Origin of the sequence: Flagellatimonas centrodinii (assembly GCF_016918765.2) — a bacterium.
Classification (GTDB): Bacteria; Pseudomonadota; Gammaproteobacteria; order Nevskiales; family Nevskiaceae; genus Polycyclovorans; species Polycyclovorans centrodinii.
In genome coordinates this window covers 3,179,776-3,195,250 of the sequence record NZ_CP092104.1, presented here as the reverse complement: position 1 = coordinate 3,195,250, position 15,475 = coordinate 3,179,776, and the positions used below count along the sequence as shown (strand labels likewise).

Sequence of the window (15,475 nt, the reverse complement as noted above, 5' to 3'; positions counted from 1 at the left end):
GTCGCGTTGGGTGAATCTAGTCGGCCTTGGCGATGCGCGAATCTCCACTTTGGTCGAAGCGCCGACGTTCGAAGGCTGCGACTTTGGTCGTGTGAGCCAGGACCGGGCACTGCGGTACAGTGCGATGAGAACAGGGAGGAGGGCCGATGGTCTCGGCGTGGTCACTGCTGCTGATCTCGGTGGGCTATGCCGGCCTGCTGTTTGCCATCGCCACCTGGGGCGACTGGCGCGCGCGCCGCCGGCCCGAGGATATGCCCCAACCCTGGGTCTACAGCCTGGCGCTGGCGGTGTATTGCACTTCCTGGACCTTCTACGGCGCGGTGGGCCGAGCCGCCGAGCGGGGTTGGGACTATCTGCCGATTTATCTCGGGCCGATCCTGGTGCTGATGCTCGGCGCGCCGTTGATCGCCCGGCTGATCCGGGTGTGCAAACGCCACAACCTGACCTCCATCGCTGATTTCATTGGCGCCCGCTATGGGCGCCGGCAGTCACTGGCTGCAGGGGTCACGGTGATCGCAGTGATCGGCGTGCTGCCTTACCTCGCGTTGCAACTCAAGGCGGTCAGCGTGACGGTGGCGGTGCTGGCCGTTCCCAGTGAGGCGCTCGACAGCTGGGTCGGTGACGGCGCCCTCGCCACAGCGCTGCTGCTGGCCGTCTTCAGCATCCTGTTCGGGACTCGCGAAGTGTCCAGCAGCGAGAATCACCATGGACTGGTGATGGCGGTGGCGTTCGAATCGGTGGTGAAGCTTGCCGCCTTCGTCGCGGTCGGTGTGCTTTCGGCATATGTCTACTTCGACGGCATCGGTGAGGCCGTGGGTTTCGCACTGGCGCGTCCGCCGGTGCAGGCGGCGATGGCGCAGCCCAGCTGGATGGCCGGCTTTCTGGCGCAGACGGTTCTGGCCATGGCAGCGATGCTGTGCCTGCCGCGGCAGTTTCAGGTGTTGGTGGTCGAGAACACCCATGTCGGGGACTTGCGCACCGCCCGCTGGGTCTTTCCGCTCTACCTGGCGGTGATTTCGCTGTTCGTACTGCCGATCGCCGCTGCCGGTGCACGGCTGCTGCCGGCGTCGGTGGTGCCCGATACCTATGTTCTCAACGTGCCATTGGCACTGGACTACCCGGGCTTGGCACTGTTTGCCTACATCGGCGGTTTCTCGGCCGCCACCAGTATGGTGATCGTCTCCACCATCGCGCTATCGACCATGCTCAGCAACGAGGTGGTGACACCGCTGCTGTTGCGCTGGCAGCCACTGGGGATCGGTCGCGGCCCCGATCTGTCGGTGCTGATCAAACGGGTACGCCGGTTCTCGATCGTGTTGCTGCTGGTGCTGGCCTATCTGTATACGCACTTCTTCGTCGGCGACGGCTCACTGGCCTCGATCGGACTGCTGTCGTTTGCCGCGGTTCTGCAGTTTGTGCCGGCTCTGGTCGGCGGTTTGTACTGGAAGCGGGGCACCCACACCGGGGTGGTGCTCGGTCTGGTCGCCGGGTTTGCGCTCTGGTGCTACACGCTGCTGTTGCCGGTGATTGCCGGCCCCACCGCCAGCTGGCTACTCGAGGGCCCGATGGGCGTCAGCTGGCTGCGACCGCAGGCGCTGTTCGGGATCTCGGCTTTTGATCCGATCACCCATGGCTCGGTGATCAGCCTGGTGGCCAATCTGCTGGGGTATGTGGTCGGTTCGCTCGTCGCGGCCCCGGGCCTTCGCGACCACCTTCACGCCGTCCGATTCATCGGCGATCTCGACCTGCCGCCACCGGTACGACCGCGACTGGTCGGCAGCAATGCCACGGTTGAAGACCTTCAGACACTGCTCGAGCGCTTCTTCGGGGTCGTCCGGGCACGTGAGCTGCTGGAGCAGTACGGACGCGACCATTCTCAGCCGTTGCAGTCGCGCGACCGTGCGCCGGCCGACTGGGTGCGCTACTGCGAACGGCTGTTGGCCGGCGTGCTCGGCGCTTCCAGCGCCCGCGTGGTGATGGCAGCGATGCTGCGCGCCCGTGACATGCAGGTGGAGGATGTGATCCGCCTGCTCGATGAAACCTCCCACGTCATCCTGTTTTCGCGGGAGTTGACGCAGGCGGCGCTGGAGCACCTGTCGCAGGGAGTCAGCGTGGTCGACCACGACTTGCGGCTGGTCGCCTGGAACCGCCGCTATGCGGAACTGTTCGATTACCCGGATGCGCTGTTGGTGCAGGGGCAGCCCATCGAAACCCTGATCCGCTACAACGCACGCCACGGCTTGCTGCTGGGGGAGGGTGATGTCGAGGCGCTGGTGCAACGACGGCTCGATCATATGCGCGCCGGCCGGGCCTATGAGCACGAGCGCGAGATGCCGGGCGGGCTGGTGGTGCTGATTCGCGGCAACCCGATGCCGGGCGGCGGCTTCGTCACCAGCTATGCCGATGTCACGGCCTACAAGCAGGCGGAACTCCGGTTGCAGGAACTCGCGGGTTCGCTTGAGCACCGGGTGCGGGAACGGACCGAACAGCTGTCGTCGGTCAACGCCGAGCTGGCCCTGGCCAAGGCCGATGCCGAGCGGGCCAACAGTGCCAAGACCCGCTTCCTGGCGGCAGCCTCGCACGACCTGGTGCAGCCGATCAGTGCCGCCAAGCTGTTTCTCTCCGCCTTCGACCCGCTGGAGAAGGATCCGCAGCAACTGACAACGCTGCAGCGCAACGTCGACAGTGCCCTGACTGCGGCCGAACAGCTGCTGTCGGGTCTGCTCGATATCTCTCGGCTGGAGTCCGGCGCGCTGCCGGTGCGGCATGAGGATGTCGCGCTGTCGGATCTGCTGTCTCCTCTGGCCAACGAGTTCCGCGCGCTTGCCGAGGACAGCGGCATTACCCTGCGCTCGGTGTCGACCGGGGCGGTGGTGCGAACCGACCCGGCGCTGCTGCGGCGTGTGCTGCAGAACTTCCTGTCCAATGCCTGCCGCTATACCCGCCACGGCAGGGTGCTGCTGGGGGTGCGGCGGACACCGACGGGTGTACGCATCGAGGTGCATGACACCGGGCCGGGGATTCCCGCCGCGCGCCAGGTTGAGGTGTTCGAGGAGTTCCGGCGCCTGCGTCACGCCGACACCCGCGGCAGCAATGGACTCGGTCTGGGTCTGGCGATTGCGGAGCGCACCGCGCGCCTGCTGGGGCATCGCATCGGGCTGCGCTCGGTGGAAGGGCGTGGCAGTTGCTTCTGGATCGACGTGCCCCGCGGCGAGCGCGCCGGAATTCGCAGTCCGGAGCCGGTCGTTCCCAGCCACGGGCCGCAGCTTGCGGGGGTGCGGATTCTGGTCATCGACAACGAACCCGCGGTGCTGGAGGGCATGCGGGTGGTGCTGCAGCGATGGGGTTGCGAGGTGACCATCGCCCGCGACGCCGAGGCGGCTGCCGCCGCACCGGTGCCGGCGCTGGTGTTGGCGGACTATCATCTCGACAACGACGTGTCCGGTATCGAGGTGCTGAACCGCCTGCGGCGCCTTTGGGGGGTCTCGGTGCCGGCCATCATCATTACCGCCGACCATACGCCTGCGGCCCGGCGGGCCGCCGAGGCCGGCGGCGACGCCTACCTGCAGAAGCCGGTTCCCCTGGCGCGGTTGCGGGCGCTCATCAATCGCCTGGTCGGCGACCCCCGGGATCCCCCCTGACGCCCGGGCCGGGCCCGTATAATCCCCCGATGTTCCCTGAACTCAATACGCTCCAGACCCTCGCCATCTGGACGGTGCCGGTGTTGCTGGCCATCACCTTGCACGAGGTTTCCCATGGCTGGGCGGCCCGTTATTTCGGCGATCACACGGCGGAGCGGCTGGGGCGCCTGTCGCTGAACCCCCTTCGACATGTCGACCCGGTGGGCACGGTGATCGTCCCCGGCCTGCTGTTGATGTTGGGCGGCTTCCTGTTCGGCTGGGCCAAGCCGGTGCCGGTGGCCATGCAGAATCTGCGCAAGCCGCGCCAGCACATGGCCTGGGTCGCATTGGCGGGGCCGATGTCCAACTTCGTCATGGGGTTGGCCTGGGGCTTGTTGCTGAAGTTGTCGTTCAGCTTCGGCGGCGGCGAGGGTCCGATCGTGTTCTTGCGATACATGGCGGTGGCGGGCATCGTCATCAATCTGATCTTGATGGTGCTCAACCTGATCCCGGTGCCGCCGCTGGACGGCGGGCGTGTGATCGCCGGGCTGGTGCCGGAGCCGGTCGCCCGTCAGCTCGACCGGCTCGAGCCCTGGGGGCTGCTGATTCTGGTGGGCCTGCTGGCGTCGGGCATGCTGGGTCATCTGATGGGCCCGCCGCTGGCGCTGGTTGAGCGGGCGCTGTCGACCTTGCTCGGCCTGCCGTCGTTGGGTCTGTTCTGAATACGTGTGAACCATTTTCGATTGCGGGGGGTTTTGTGAGTGTGAGCGAGCGTCCGACGGTGTTGTCCGGTATCCAGCCTTCGGGCCGCCTGACCCTGGGCAACTATCTGGGCGCGCTCAAGCACTGGCTGCCCCTGCATACGCAGTACGACAGCTACTACATGCTGGTCGACCTGCACACCATCACGGTGCGCCAGGACCCTGCGGTGTTGCGTGAACGCTGCTACGAGTTCCTGTCGCTCTACCTTGCCTGCGGTCTGGACCCCGAACACAACGTGCTGTTCGTCCAGAGTCATGTACCGGCGCATGCGCGGCTGTCATGGGTGCTCAATGCCTACACCCAGTTCGGCGAGCTGTCGCGGATGACCCAGTTCAAGGACAAGTCGGCCAAGCATGCCGACAACATCAACGCCGGCCTGTTCTGCTATCCGGTACTGATGGCGGCCGACATCCTCCTGTATCAGGCGCAGAAGGTGCCGGTTGGCGACGACCAGAAGCAGCATCTGGAATTGACCCGCGACATCGCCATGCGTTTCAACAACCTGTACGGACCGGTGTTCACCGTGCCCGAGCCGATGATCCCGCCGGTCGGTGCGCGGATCATGGGGTTGCAGGAACCCACCGGCAAGATGAGCAAATCGGATGATGCCGAGACCAACGCCCTGTATCTGCTTGACCCCCCTGACGTCATCACCCGCAAACTCAAGCGGGCGGTGACCGACACCGGCAGCGAAGTACGCTTTGACGTGGCGGCCAAGCCGGGTGTGTCGAACCTGATGAACATCCTCGCCGCCATCACCGGCGACAGCCTGTCGGAAATCGAGGCCCGCTTCGCCGGGCAAGGCTACGGCCATTTCAAGGCGGCGGTGGCTGAGGCGGTGGTGGAGACCCTGAAGCCGATCCAGGCCCGCTACCAGGATATCCGGGAGGATCTCGACGGCCTTCGCGCCGTCCTTCGCGCCGGTGCCGACAAGGCCTCGGCGCGGGCCGATGCCACCTTGAACCGGGTGCATGACGTGTTGGGGTTCATTCCACGATGAACGAGCTGGTCGAGGCGGAGCCGGTCGACACCGTGCCGGAGGGTGCGGCGGAACGACTGCCGCGCATCAACGGCCAGTTGCTCGACAAGCTGCCGGAAGACCTCTACATCCCCCCCGATGCGCTGGAGATCATCCTCGATGCTTTCGAGGGCCCGCTCGACCTCTTGCTCTATCTCATTCGCCGTCAGAATCTCGATATTCTCGATATTCCGGTGCTGCAGATTACCCAGCAGTACGTGACCTATATCGACCTGATGCAGGGGCTGAGGCTGGAGCTGGCGGCAGAGTACCTGGTGATGGCCGCGCTGCTGGCCGAGATCAAGTCACGCATTCTGCTGCCGCGGCCGCCGCCCGATGACCCCGGCGAAGGTGAGGACCCGCGGATGGAACTGGTCCGCCGGCTGCAGGCCTATGAGCAGTTCAAGACAGCCGCCGAGCGTATCGACGGCTTGCCGCGCATGGGCCGCGAGTTGCACCTGGCGCAAGCGCGAGTCGACCTGCCGCCGACCGCCCCTCAGCTGCCGATGCCCGGGCTGCGTGAGCTGCTGCTGGCGTTTCAGCAGGTCATGTCGCGGGCCGAATTGTTCACCCACCATCAGATTGCACGTGAGCCGCTCAGCGTGCGTGCGCGAATGTCCGATATTCTCGGGCGCCTTGGCCACGGTCCTCAGCCATTCGAGTCCCTGATCGATCCTGCGGAGGGCCGGATCGGGGTCGTGGTCTGTCTGCTTGCGGTGCTTGAACTGGTCAAGAGCGCGATGATCGATCTGGTTCAGGATGCACCGTTCGCCCCCATTCTCATTGATGTTGCCCAAGCTGCCGATGACGTCGCCTGAAATCGCCCCCGCCGAACCCGTCATGGATGCCGAGATCGAGACGTCCGCCGATCCACGGCCACTGGTGCCACTGCTGGAGGCGCTGTTGCTGGCGTCCGAGCAGCCGCTCACGGTTGACCAGTTGCAACGGCTGCTGGCGGACCCGGAGCCCCCCGAGCGTCGGCGCCTGCGGGCTGCGCTGACCCTCCTCGGAGAGGATCTGTCGACGCGCGCCGTGGAGTTGGTGGAAGTGGCCAGCGGCTGGCGGATGCAGATCCGCCCGCTGCATGCGCAGACCGTTGCGCGGCTGTGGCACGAGAAGCCGCCACGGCTGACGCGGGCGCTGCTCGAGACCCTGGCGATCATCTGCTACCAGCAACCGGTAACCCGGGGTGAGGTCGAAGAGATTCGCGGGGTTGCCCTGTCGCCCAACATCATTCGCACCTTGCTGGAGCGCGGTTGGATCCGCGAAGTGGGGGTCAAGGAGGTGCCGGGTCGGCCGACCCTGTTCGGCACCACCCTCCAGTTGCTGGATGACCTCGGCTTGCGTTCGCTCGATCAGTTGCCAGAGCTGCCCGCGATCAAGGACCCGGCGCAGCTTGAAGCAGCCCTGGCCGGGCTTGGGGCGGGCACCCCGCTGGCGCTCTCGGCAGGTCGCGAAGCCGAAGTGTCCGCGGCTACGGAGGCGACCGCGACCGTCGAGGCTGCCGTGGACGCCGAGCCCGAGACGGTGGGCGATGCCGACGCCGAACCTCAACCCGATCCCGATCCCGATCCCGATCCCGACTCATCGTCATCAGACCCGAGCCCTCCGTGAGCGAACGCCTGCAAAAGCGGTTAGCCGATGCCGGTGTGGCCAGCCGCCGCCAGATCGAAACCTGGATCACTGATGGCCGTATCACGGTCAACGGTCGGCCGGCAGAGCTCGGTCAGAAGGTCGACGAGGATGATCATGTTCGCGTCGATGGCCGCCGTATCCTGCTCGCCCGCAAGCGCGCCGCGCCGCGGGTGCTGTTGTATCGCAAGCGGGTTGGCGAGATCGTCACCCGTGAGGACCCGGAGGGGCGGCAGACCGTTTTCCGCAAGTTGCCCCCCCTGACTGACGGACGTTGGATCGCCGTCGGCCGCCTCGATATCAATACCTCCGGATTGTTGCTGTTCACCGACCACGGGGAGCTGGCTCGCCGGCTGATGCACCCCAGCTTCGAGATTTCGCGTGAATATGCGGTGCGGGTGCTGGGCGAGCTGACGCCGGAGATGATCGACACGCTCACCCGCACCGGGGTGATGATGGATGGGCATCTGGCCCGTTTCGATACGCTGCGGTCGGGCAGCAGTGAGGACGGCGAGGGCAGTGCCAACCAGTGGTGGACGGTGACCTTGCATGAAGGGCGACATCGTGAGGTGCGACGCCTGTTCGAGAGCCAGAACCTGCAGGTCAGCCGACTGATCCGGTTGGCCTACGGGCCGCTGGTGCTGGGGCGGGGGATTCGCACCGGCGGCTTCCGGGAGGCGACGGTCGAGGAATGCGCGGCGCTGCTGCAGTCGGTCTCGCTGGACCCGGCGCTGGCCAGTACGAAGCCGCTGCGTGCCGGCCGCAAAGCGGTGGTACCCGAGGCTGCTGCATCACCGAAGCCGGTGCGCAAGGCGCGGGCGCGCGCCGACCAGGACGAGACACCGACGCTTGGCGGGCGCAAACCCAAGGGTGGCAACAAGGCGCCGCCCTGGCACGCCTCACGCAAGCGCAAGCCGTCAACCTGAGCCGTCACACCGAAAATCAGAACTGCTGACCGCTGATCCCGCGGCTATCCGGCCCGAGCAGCCACAACAGGCGGGGCACCGCAGTGTCTGGCGCCGGGACCTGGTCCAGAACCTCGCCCGGGTATCCTTTCAGCCGGACGCCGCTGCGCATCGGCCCGGGGTAGTAGGTGTTGAACCGCACCGGGGCGTCCGCTGTCTGCTCGTGCGCCCATTGCGCGCTCAGGGTTTCAAGGGCGGCTTTGGCGACGCCATAGGCACCCTGGAACGGTTTATGCCGGCGCCCGCCCTGGTCGGCCACGAACACCACCGAGCCGTCGCCGGAATGTCGCAGCAGGGGCAGGCAGTGGCGGGTCAGGGCAAACGGTGCAGTGAGGTTGACCTGCAGGGATTCCAGCCAGTCCTTGGGTTCGACGTCCTCCATGCGGGTGAAGGTCTTGAAATGGGCGGCGGCGTGCACCAGGCCATCGAGGCGGCCGAATTCGGTTTCCAGTGTCATGGCCACCTCGGCCAGGTCACCCCAGGTGGCGCCGGTGAGGTTGACCGGATACAGCGCTGCGGGGGCGCCGCCGGCAGCACGGATCGCGTCGTCGGTGGCCTCCAGTTTGGCGGTGGTCCGCCCCAGCAGCACCACCTGTGCGCCCAGCCCGGCAGCCGCGATCGCCAGCGCCCGGCCGAGACCATCGCCAGCGCCCGTGATCAGGATCACCCGACCGTCGAGGTGGTCAGAGGCAAAGGACAGCGGTGGAGCATCGGTGGGGGCGGAGTGGGCCATGCGCGGCGGATTCGAAGGGTGGGCGCGAAGGATACCCGTCAGTTGGTCTCCAGTGACAGCGCCACGGCGGTGGGGGACAGCGGCAGTTCGATGGCACGCCCCTCGAGGTAATCGGCGCCGAGCGCGCTTGCCGTCTCGAGACACTCGGCACTGTCTGCACCGCCCAGCGTCACCTGGAGGCCGAGTTCATGGAGCTGGGCCAAGGTCTGCGCCAGAAGCGCTGCGCCGCGTTCATGGCGCCCGATCTCGCGCAGCCAGACTGAAGGCAATCGGGCCTCATGCAGCGGGTAGACCAGCGCCGCCGCCGGCAGGGTGCCGAGCAGACTCTGTCCGGCCATGCCGAGACGAACCCCGGCGCTCGCAAGTGTGGTCAATGTCTGCTTCAGCGCAGCGGATTCGCGCACCAGGAGCGCCACTGGCAGCTCCAGGGTCAGTCGCTCAGCCGGCCGGTCGTGCGCCTGCAGCAGACGCAGCACCATGTCGGCCAGTGGCAGTCGGTCCCAGGCGCGAGCCGGGGGGCGGATGACCAGATGCGGCCGCGAGGCGGGTGGCAGTGATTCGAGCCGGTGCATTGCTTCCCGAAGCTGCCAGGCGGTGAGCTGATGCAGAAGCGTGGCGCGGGCGGGCAGGTCCATGAAGTGGTGCGCGCTCAGGGTGCCGCGAAGCGGGTGCGGCCACTGCGGCTGCTGGCGCAGGCGTCGTTCGCCGCGGATGCCGCGTTGCAGCTGGTAGCAGTCAACCAGGCCGTCGTGGTGGAGAGCGCCATAGAGGTCGGCGAGCAGATGCGCATCGCCACTGGCGTCCTGGTCGGCTTCCGGGTCGAATACGGTGGTTTCCTGACCGCGGGCCTGCGCGAGGTAGCAGGCGGCCTCGGCGTTGCGCAGGAGCGACTCGGGCTGATTGCCGTGTCGCGGACCGTGGGCGACGCCGACGTGGAGGCTGACACCGAGCGGTCCATCGCCCAGGGTCACCGGGGTATCGAAGGCCAAATGCAACCGACGGGCCAGCCGGTGACTATCGGTGTCGTCGCCGGTCATCGGACTGAGCACCGCGAATCGGTCGTGGCCGAGGTGGGTCAACAGGTCGTGGTCCCCGAGCGCATGGCGCAACCGAAGTGCCATCTGCTGTACGAGGCGGTCGGCGCCATCGCTACGCTCTCCGTACGCGAGCGCCGCATAGCGGTCACTGACCAGCGCCAGGACCTGAAGGCGGCCTTGGCCCGTCGGCGTACGAATCAGCGCCTGGCGGATACCGTCCAGCAGTTGTCCCCGCCCCGGCAGATGACACCGGGGGCCGTGAGTGTCGGTGACATCACCCAATTGGTGCGCCAGTAACGAGGCCTGTTCGCGCAGGGCGCGGGTTTCATCCATCACCAGGGCGCTAGCCTGGTAAGACATGACCATGCCGATGTACTGGCCCCAGAGCAGGAAGGCGAGCGGCATCAGGTCCAGCAGCCACAGCGCCGGGTTCTGGCTCTGAACCCAGAGCATGCCGGTGAGGGTGTAGCTGCCGGTTTCGTAGCGACAGTGCAGCAGTGTCGCCGCCAGGGCCGCGAACAGGCCGACGCCGAGGCCAATCCAGGCATGGCGGTTGGCGCGGGTGCGAAGCAGCCGCGACAGCGTCTCGAGTGATCCCAGCGTCGGTGCGGAGCTCATCTCGCGGCCCCTGCGCGGTCGCCGGTGCAATGCGGTGCGGCGAATAGTGGTCGCATGATCCCCAGCCTCGTCCCTTGTTCCCTGAACCCGCTAGCGGCAAGGGTGCCAGACCGCGACGGGGTTCGGTACTAGCGGATCAGGGCCAGCAGATCAGTGGGGTGATCGACCAGGTGGTCGGCACCCCAGCTCGCGGGTGCGCCGTTGTTGCCGGTGTAGCCCCAGTTCACGGCCACGGTACGCATGCCGGCAGCACGACCGGCCTCGATGTCGCGACGATCGTCGCCAACGTAGTGGCATTCCCCCGGCAGCAGCTTGGCACGCGCGCATGCCAGCAGCAGGGCGTCGGGTGCCGGCTTGGGTGCCGGAGCTTCATCGGCACTGACACAGACCGCAGCCCGCTCGGCAAGATCGAGTGCCGTCATCAGCGGCACCGTGAGCCAGGCCGGTTTGTTGGTGACCACGCCCCAGGGAATGTGGCGCTGTTCCATCGAGCGCAACACCGGCTCCAGGCCCTCGAACAGCCGCGACTGATCCGCCAGGTGCGCACGGTAGTGCGCCAGAAACTGATCACGAAGTGCCGGGAAACGTGGGTGATCGTCAGCCAGCCCCAGGCCTGCCTTGATCAGTCCGCGTGCGCCGCCGGACGCGGCCGGCCGATAGTGATCGACTGGCAGCGGTGACAGACCGTCGAGTCGTCGCAGATGGTTGGCTGCGGCGGCCAGGTCGGGGGCGGTGTCGACCAGTGTGCCGTCAAGGTCGAATAGCCAGGCGCTCATGACGGCTTTCTTGCATGCAGGAAGTAGTTCACCGATACGTCATCGCTCAGTCGAGCCGTCTTCAGCAGCGGGTTGTAGTGCAGGCCGCGCAAGCCAACCACCTCCAGTCCGGCGGCACGCACCCACTCCGCCAGCTCCGACGGCCGGATGAACTGGGCGAAGTCATGGGTGCCGCGGGGGATCAACCCCAGCAGGTACTCGGCCCCGACGATCGCCATGGCGAAAGCCTTGGGGTTGCGGTTGAGCGTTGAGAACACCAGCGTCGCGCCGGGGGCCGCCAGCGTGGCGCAGGCGCTGACCACGGCTGCCGGGTCCGGCACGTGTTCCAGCATCTCAAGACAGCAGACCAGCTCGAAGCGGCCGGCCGCCTCACGGGCGAACGCTTCGGTGGCCACACAGTGATAGTCAACCTTCAGGCCCGCAACCACGGCATGGCGACGGGCGACGTCGATTGAAGGCGCCGCCAGGTCGATGCCGGTGGCGTCGGCGCCGGCGGCTGCCAGGGCTTCGGTCAGCAGGCCGCCGCCACAGCCGACATCGAGCGCACGGCGGCCGCGCACCCCGGCTGCCACGTCGTCGATATAGGCGAGGCGCACCGGGTTGATGTGGTGGAGGGTGGCCATTTCCCCCTGGGGGTCCCACCAATGGTCGGCGAGGGCGGAGAAATGGTGAATTTCGGCAGGGTCGACGTTCGACGTGTTCATGGTGGGAATTGTGCCACGCAGACTCGTCCGGGCTTGAGTCGGACGGCGCAGGCCCTTACAGTCCCGGCTCTTTTTTGGTGCAGGAGTCACGCATGTTTCAGCCCCCTCTGCGGTATCTGATGGGCCCTGGCCCGGCGTCGGTGGCGCCCAGCGTGCTGCAGGCACAGGCGCAGCCCACGATCGGACACCTGGATCCGGCCTTCGTTGGGCTGATGGACGAGATTCAGGCGCAGCTGCGGCAGGTGTTCCGCACCGAGAATGCCTTCACCATGGCACTGTCGGCACCGGCGACAGCCGCGATGGAGGCCTGTCTGGCCAATGTGCTGGAGCGTGGTGATCGCGTGTTGATCTGCGTCAACGGCGTGTTCGGCGTTCGTCTGGCGGAAATGGCGCGGCGTTGTGGCGCTGAGGTGGACACCGTTCATTTCCCCTGGGGACGTGCGGTTCAGGTGGCGGAGGTGGCGGAGACGCTGGAGACCGCCAGCGCCCCCTACAAGCTGGTGGCGTGGGTACAGGCCGAGACGTCCACCGGCGCACTCAGTGACAGTGCTGCCCTGGCTGCGCTGTGTCGGCAGCACCAGGCATTGTCGTTGGTGGACTGTGTCACGGCCATTGCCGGTGTGCCGATCGAAGTCGATGCCTGGGGCCTGGACATGGTCTACGCCGGCACCCAGAAATGCCTCGGTGCGCCGCCAGGACTGGCACCGGTCACCGTCAGTGATCGCGCCCTGGCCGTGTGCCGGGCGCGGACCACGCCGGTGCAGACCTGGTTTGCCGACTTTTCCCTGCTGGGTGGCTACTGGGGGGAGGCGCAGCGTCGTGTTTATCATCACACGGCGCCGGTCAACGCGCTCTATGGGCTGCATGAAGCCCTGCGATTGGTGCTGGAGGAAGGCCTCGAGGCGCGATGGGCGCGTCACCAGCGGGTCAGTCAATCCCTGGTGGAGGGCCTCGCCGCCATGGGAATCGAGGTGATTCCGCCCGAGACCGAGCGACTGCCGCCGTTGACCACCCTGCGTATCCCAGAGGGGGTGGACGATGCGGCCTTCCGTCGATACCTGCTGGAACAGCACCATCTCGAGATCGGCGCCGGTCTTGGCGAACTCGCCGGCAAGGCCTGGCGCATCGGTCTGATGGGTTACGGCTGCACCGAGGAAGCGGTGGCGCGTGTGCTGGATGCGCTGCGTCAGGGGCTGGTGCAGTTCGCCCCTCGGCAGGCCGCCGCCTGAACGTGCCGCCCTAGGGCCGGATGCGGCGCCGCCACTCGGCGGCGTGTGCCAGGATCGCCGGCTCGTCCAGTGTCATCAGACGACGCTCCCGCATCAGGGCGCGACCATTGACGTAGCTGTGGGTGACCTGGTCGCGTGACGCGGCATACACCACCTGGGACAGTACGTTGTAGACCGGCTGTGTGCTCGCGGCCGACAGGTCGATGGCAATGAAATCAGCCCGCTTGCCGGGGACCAGCGACCCGATGTCGGTCTCCATGCCGAGGGCCTTCGCGCCGCCGAGGGTGGCGGCGTGCAAGGCCTGCGCGGCCGGTAATGCCTGGGCGTCGTTGGCCACGGCCTTGGCCAGCAGGGCGGCGGTGCGCATTTCGCCCAGCAGGTCGAGGTCGTTGTTCGATGCGGCACCATCGGTCCCCAGCGCCACATTGACCCCGGCCTTCAGCAGCGCGCTCACCGGACAGAATCCCGACGCCAGCTTCAGGTTGGATTCCGGGCAGTGGGCGACGCTGATCCGGTGTTCGCCCGCCTCGATGATCTCGTCGGCGTTGAGCTGGGTCATGTGGACCGCGACAAAGTCGGGGCCAAGCATGTCCAGCTCACGCAGTCGTTGCCACGGCCGTCGGCCGTCGGCGTCGACCGCCATCGCCACTTCGCCGGCGGTTTCGTGCACGTGCATGTGGACGCCGATGCCCAGTTCGTTGGCAAAGATGCGCAGCTTGCGCAGCGGCGCGTCGGAGACGGTATAGGGCGCATGCGGGGCGAACAGGGTGCGAATGCGCGGATGGCCTTTCAGCTGGTCGTGAACTTCACGCCCCTTGTGGATGTAGGTTTCGGCATCGGCCGCCCAGGCAGTGGGGAAGTCCAGCACGATCAGGCCCACCGCGGCTGCCATGCCGGCCTTGTCGACCTCGGCGGCAGTCACGTCCGGGAAGAAGTACATGTCGTTGAAGCAGGTGGTGCCGCTGCGGATCATCTCGGCCATGGCCAACTGCACCCCGTCGGTGCAGAACTGGCGCGAGACGTGGGCGCCCTCGGCCGGCCAGATGTGCTGCTGCAGCCAGTCCATCAGCGGCAGATCGTCAGCCAGCCCGCGCAGCAGGCTCATGGCGGCATGGGTGTGGGCATTCACCAGCCCCGGCAATACCACATGGTCGGGTAGATCCAGATGCTCGCGCGGTGCATAGGCGGTGGCGGCCTCGGAGCGCGGCAGGATGGCGACAATGCGGCCTTGGTCAATGGCGATGGCGGCTTGCTCGACCACCAGGTTGGCCGGTTCGACCGGCACCAGATGGCGCGGCGTGACCAGCAGGTCAATCTCTTGCACGAAGGGCGTCCTACAATGTGTTTCACCCAGTGTAGCGGAGCCCCTTCAGCGTGAGCGCGCCTTCACCGAACCTCGTACAACCCCTGCGCTGGCAGGGTGATCACCTGCAGGTACTCGATCAACGCCAGCTGCCGCAATCGGAGATCTGGCTGCAGTGCCGCAATGCCGATGATGTCGCTGCCGCGATCCACGGCATGGCGGTGCGCGGCGCGCCGGCCATCGGGATTGCCGCCGCCTTCGGTCTGGTGCTGGCCGCGCGCGCCAGCGAGCCGCTGGCCGCAGCGGCACAGCGCCTCAACGCCGCGCGTCCGACCGCTGTCAACCTGCGCTGGGCACTGGCACGGCTGATGGCGCTGGGCACGGCCGATGCGGCGGTACTGGTCGCCGAGGCACAGGCCATCTTCGACGAGGATCTGCAGCAGAACCTGACGATGGCGCGGTTCGGCGCTGACCTGATCGAGGCCGGCAGTCGGGTACTGACCCATTGCAATACCGGCGCCCTGGCGACGGCCGGTCATGGCACCGCTTTGGGGGTGATCCGCACCGCCTGGGCCGACGGTCGCCTGGCCGGTGTCTACAACACCGAGACCCGGCCGTGGATGCAGGGTGCCCGCCTGACCGCCTGGGAACTGCAGCGGGAAGGCATTCCCAGTCGTCTGATTGCCGACGCGGCGGTGGCTGAATTGATGCGCACCGAGCGGATCGACTGGTTGATTGTCGGCGCCGACCGCATTGCGGCCAATGGCGACACCGCCAACAAGATCGGCACCCATACCCTGGCGATCGTCGCGCGGGCCTTCGGCGCGCGCGTGATGGTGGTGGCCCCCAGCGGCACCTTCGACCTCGAAACGGCCGACGGCAGTGCCATTCCGATCGAGCAGCGCGGGGCCGAGGAGTTGACGGCCTACCGGGGTCAGCAGGTGGCGCCAGCGGGTGTCGCGGCCTTCAATCCGGTGTTCGACATCACCCCCGCCACGCGGGTCGATGCGCTGGTGTCGGAGCGCGGGGTCATCCGCGATCCTGATGCCACCAAGGTCCGGGCGATGATGGCGTGAGC

General features: G+C 67.0%; 13 protein-coding genes. 8 read left to right on the top strand and 5 right to left on the bottom strand.

Annotated elements, in window-relative coordinates:
- Positions 1 to 146: 146 nt before the first annotated feature.
- Genes JN531_RS15370 through JN531_RS15345 form a run of 6 tightly spaced genes read left to right on the top strand, consistent with a single transcriptional unit; the run spans position 147 to position 7,958 of the window.
- The gene (locus JN531_RS15370; protein ID WP_228349730.1) at positions 147 to 3,641 is read left to right on the top strand and encodes a hybrid sensor histidine kinase/response regulator; all 3,495 of its coding nucleotides are present in this window, start codon (positions 147 to 149) and stop codon (positions 3,639 to 3,641) included.
- Between the two features lie 29 nt (positions 3,642 to 3,670).
- Complete coding sequence (locus tag JN531_RS15365) at positions 3,671 to 4,342, top strand: site-2 protease family protein (protein WP_228349729.1); 672 nt, start codon at positions 3,671 to 3,673, stop codon at positions 4,340 to 4,342.
- Between the two features lie 41 nt (positions 4,343 to 4,383).
- Positions 4,384 to 5,382, top strand: coding sequence for a tryptophan--tRNA ligase (gene trpS / locus JN531_RS15360; protein WP_228349728.1), 999 nt, complete (start codon positions 4,384 to 4,386; stop codon positions 5,380 to 5,382).
- Positions 5,379 to 6,218: a segregation and condensation protein A gene (locus tag JN531_RS15355; RefSeq protein WP_228349727.1), complete on the top strand. Its 840-nt coding sequence runs from the start codon at positions 5,379 to 5,381 to the stop codon at positions 6,216 to 6,218. The genes trpS and JN531_RS15355 overlap by 4 nt, the downstream gene beginning before the upstream one ends.
- Positions 6,205 to 7,014, top strand: a complete 810-nt coding sequence (gene scpB / locus JN531_RS15350) for an SMC-Scp complex subunit ScpB (protein WP_228349726.1) — start codon at positions 6,205 to 6,207, stop codon at positions 7,012 to 7,014. The genes JN531_RS15355 and scpB overlap by 14 nt, the downstream gene beginning before the upstream one ends.
- Positions 7,011 to 7,958, top strand: a complete 948-nt coding sequence (locus JN531_RS15345) for a pseudouridine synthase (protein WP_228349725.1) — start codon at positions 7,011 to 7,013, stop codon at positions 7,956 to 7,958. Before scpB ends, JN531_RS15345 begins: the two co-directional genes overlap by 4 nt.
- Before the next feature lie 16 nt (positions 7,959 to 7,974).
- Here the strand turns inward: JN531_RS15345 and JN531_RS15340 are convergent, their stop codons facing one another.
- The 4 genes from JN531_RS15340 to ubiG form a co-directional block, all read right to left on the bottom strand.
- Complete coding sequence (locus tag JN531_RS15340; RefSeq protein ID WP_228349724.1) at positions 7,975 to 8,730, bottom strand: SDR family NAD(P)-dependent oxidoreductase; 756 nt, start codon at positions 8,728 to 8,730, stop codon at positions 7,975 to 7,977.
- Positions 8,731 to 8,768: 38 nt separating this feature from the next.
- Complete coding sequence (locus tag JN531_RS15335; protein ID WP_228349723.1) at positions 8,769 to 10,385, bottom strand: bifunctional diguanylate cyclase/phosphodiesterase; 1,617 nt, start codon at positions 10,383 to 10,385, stop codon at positions 8,769 to 8,771.
- Between the two features lie 128 nt (positions 10,386 to 10,513).
- Positions 10,514 to 11,161 carry an HAD family hydrolase gene (locus JN531_RS15330; protein ID WP_228349722.1) on the bottom strand — a complete coding sequence of 216 codons (648 nt, stop codon included), beginning with the start codon at positions 11,159 to 11,161 and terminating at the stop codon, positions 10,514 to 10,516.
- Complete coding sequence (gene ubiG / locus JN531_RS15325; RefSeq protein ID WP_228349721.1) at positions 11,158 to 11,865, bottom strand: bifunctional 2-polyprenyl-6-hydroxyphenol methylase/3-demethylubiquinol 3-O-methyltransferase UbiG; 708 nt, start codon at positions 11,863 to 11,865, stop codon at positions 11,158 to 11,160. Before ubiG ends, JN531_RS15330 begins: the two co-directional genes overlap by 4 nt.
- A gap of 92 nt (positions 11,866 to 11,957) precedes the next feature.
- Between ubiG and JN531_RS15320 the strand changes: the two genes are divergently transcribed.
- Positions 11,958 to 13,094 carry a pyridoxal-phosphate-dependent aminotransferase family protein gene (locus tag JN531_RS15320; RefSeq protein WP_228349720.1) on the top strand — a complete coding sequence of 379 codons (1,137 nt, stop codon included), beginning with the start codon at positions 11,958 to 11,960 and terminating at the stop codon, positions 13,092 to 13,094.
- Between the two features lie 10 nt (positions 13,095 to 13,104).
- Here the strand turns inward: JN531_RS15320 and JN531_RS15315 are convergent, their stop codons facing one another.
- Positions 13,105 to 14,418, bottom strand: coding sequence for a TRZ/ATZ family hydrolase (locus JN531_RS15315; RefSeq protein WP_228349719.1), 1,314 nt, complete (start codon positions 14,416 to 14,418; stop codon positions 13,105 to 13,107).
- A gap of 50 nt (positions 14,419 to 14,468) precedes the next feature.
- On the opposite strand from JN531_RS15315, the gene mtnA reads away from it, so the two are divergent.
- Complete coding sequence (gene mtnA / locus JN531_RS15310) at positions 14,469 to 15,473, top strand: S-methyl-5-thioribose-1-phosphate isomerase (protein ID WP_228349718.1); 1,005 nt, start codon at positions 14,469 to 14,471, stop codon at positions 15,471 to 15,473.
- Positions 15,474 to 15,475: the final 2 nt, after the last annotated feature.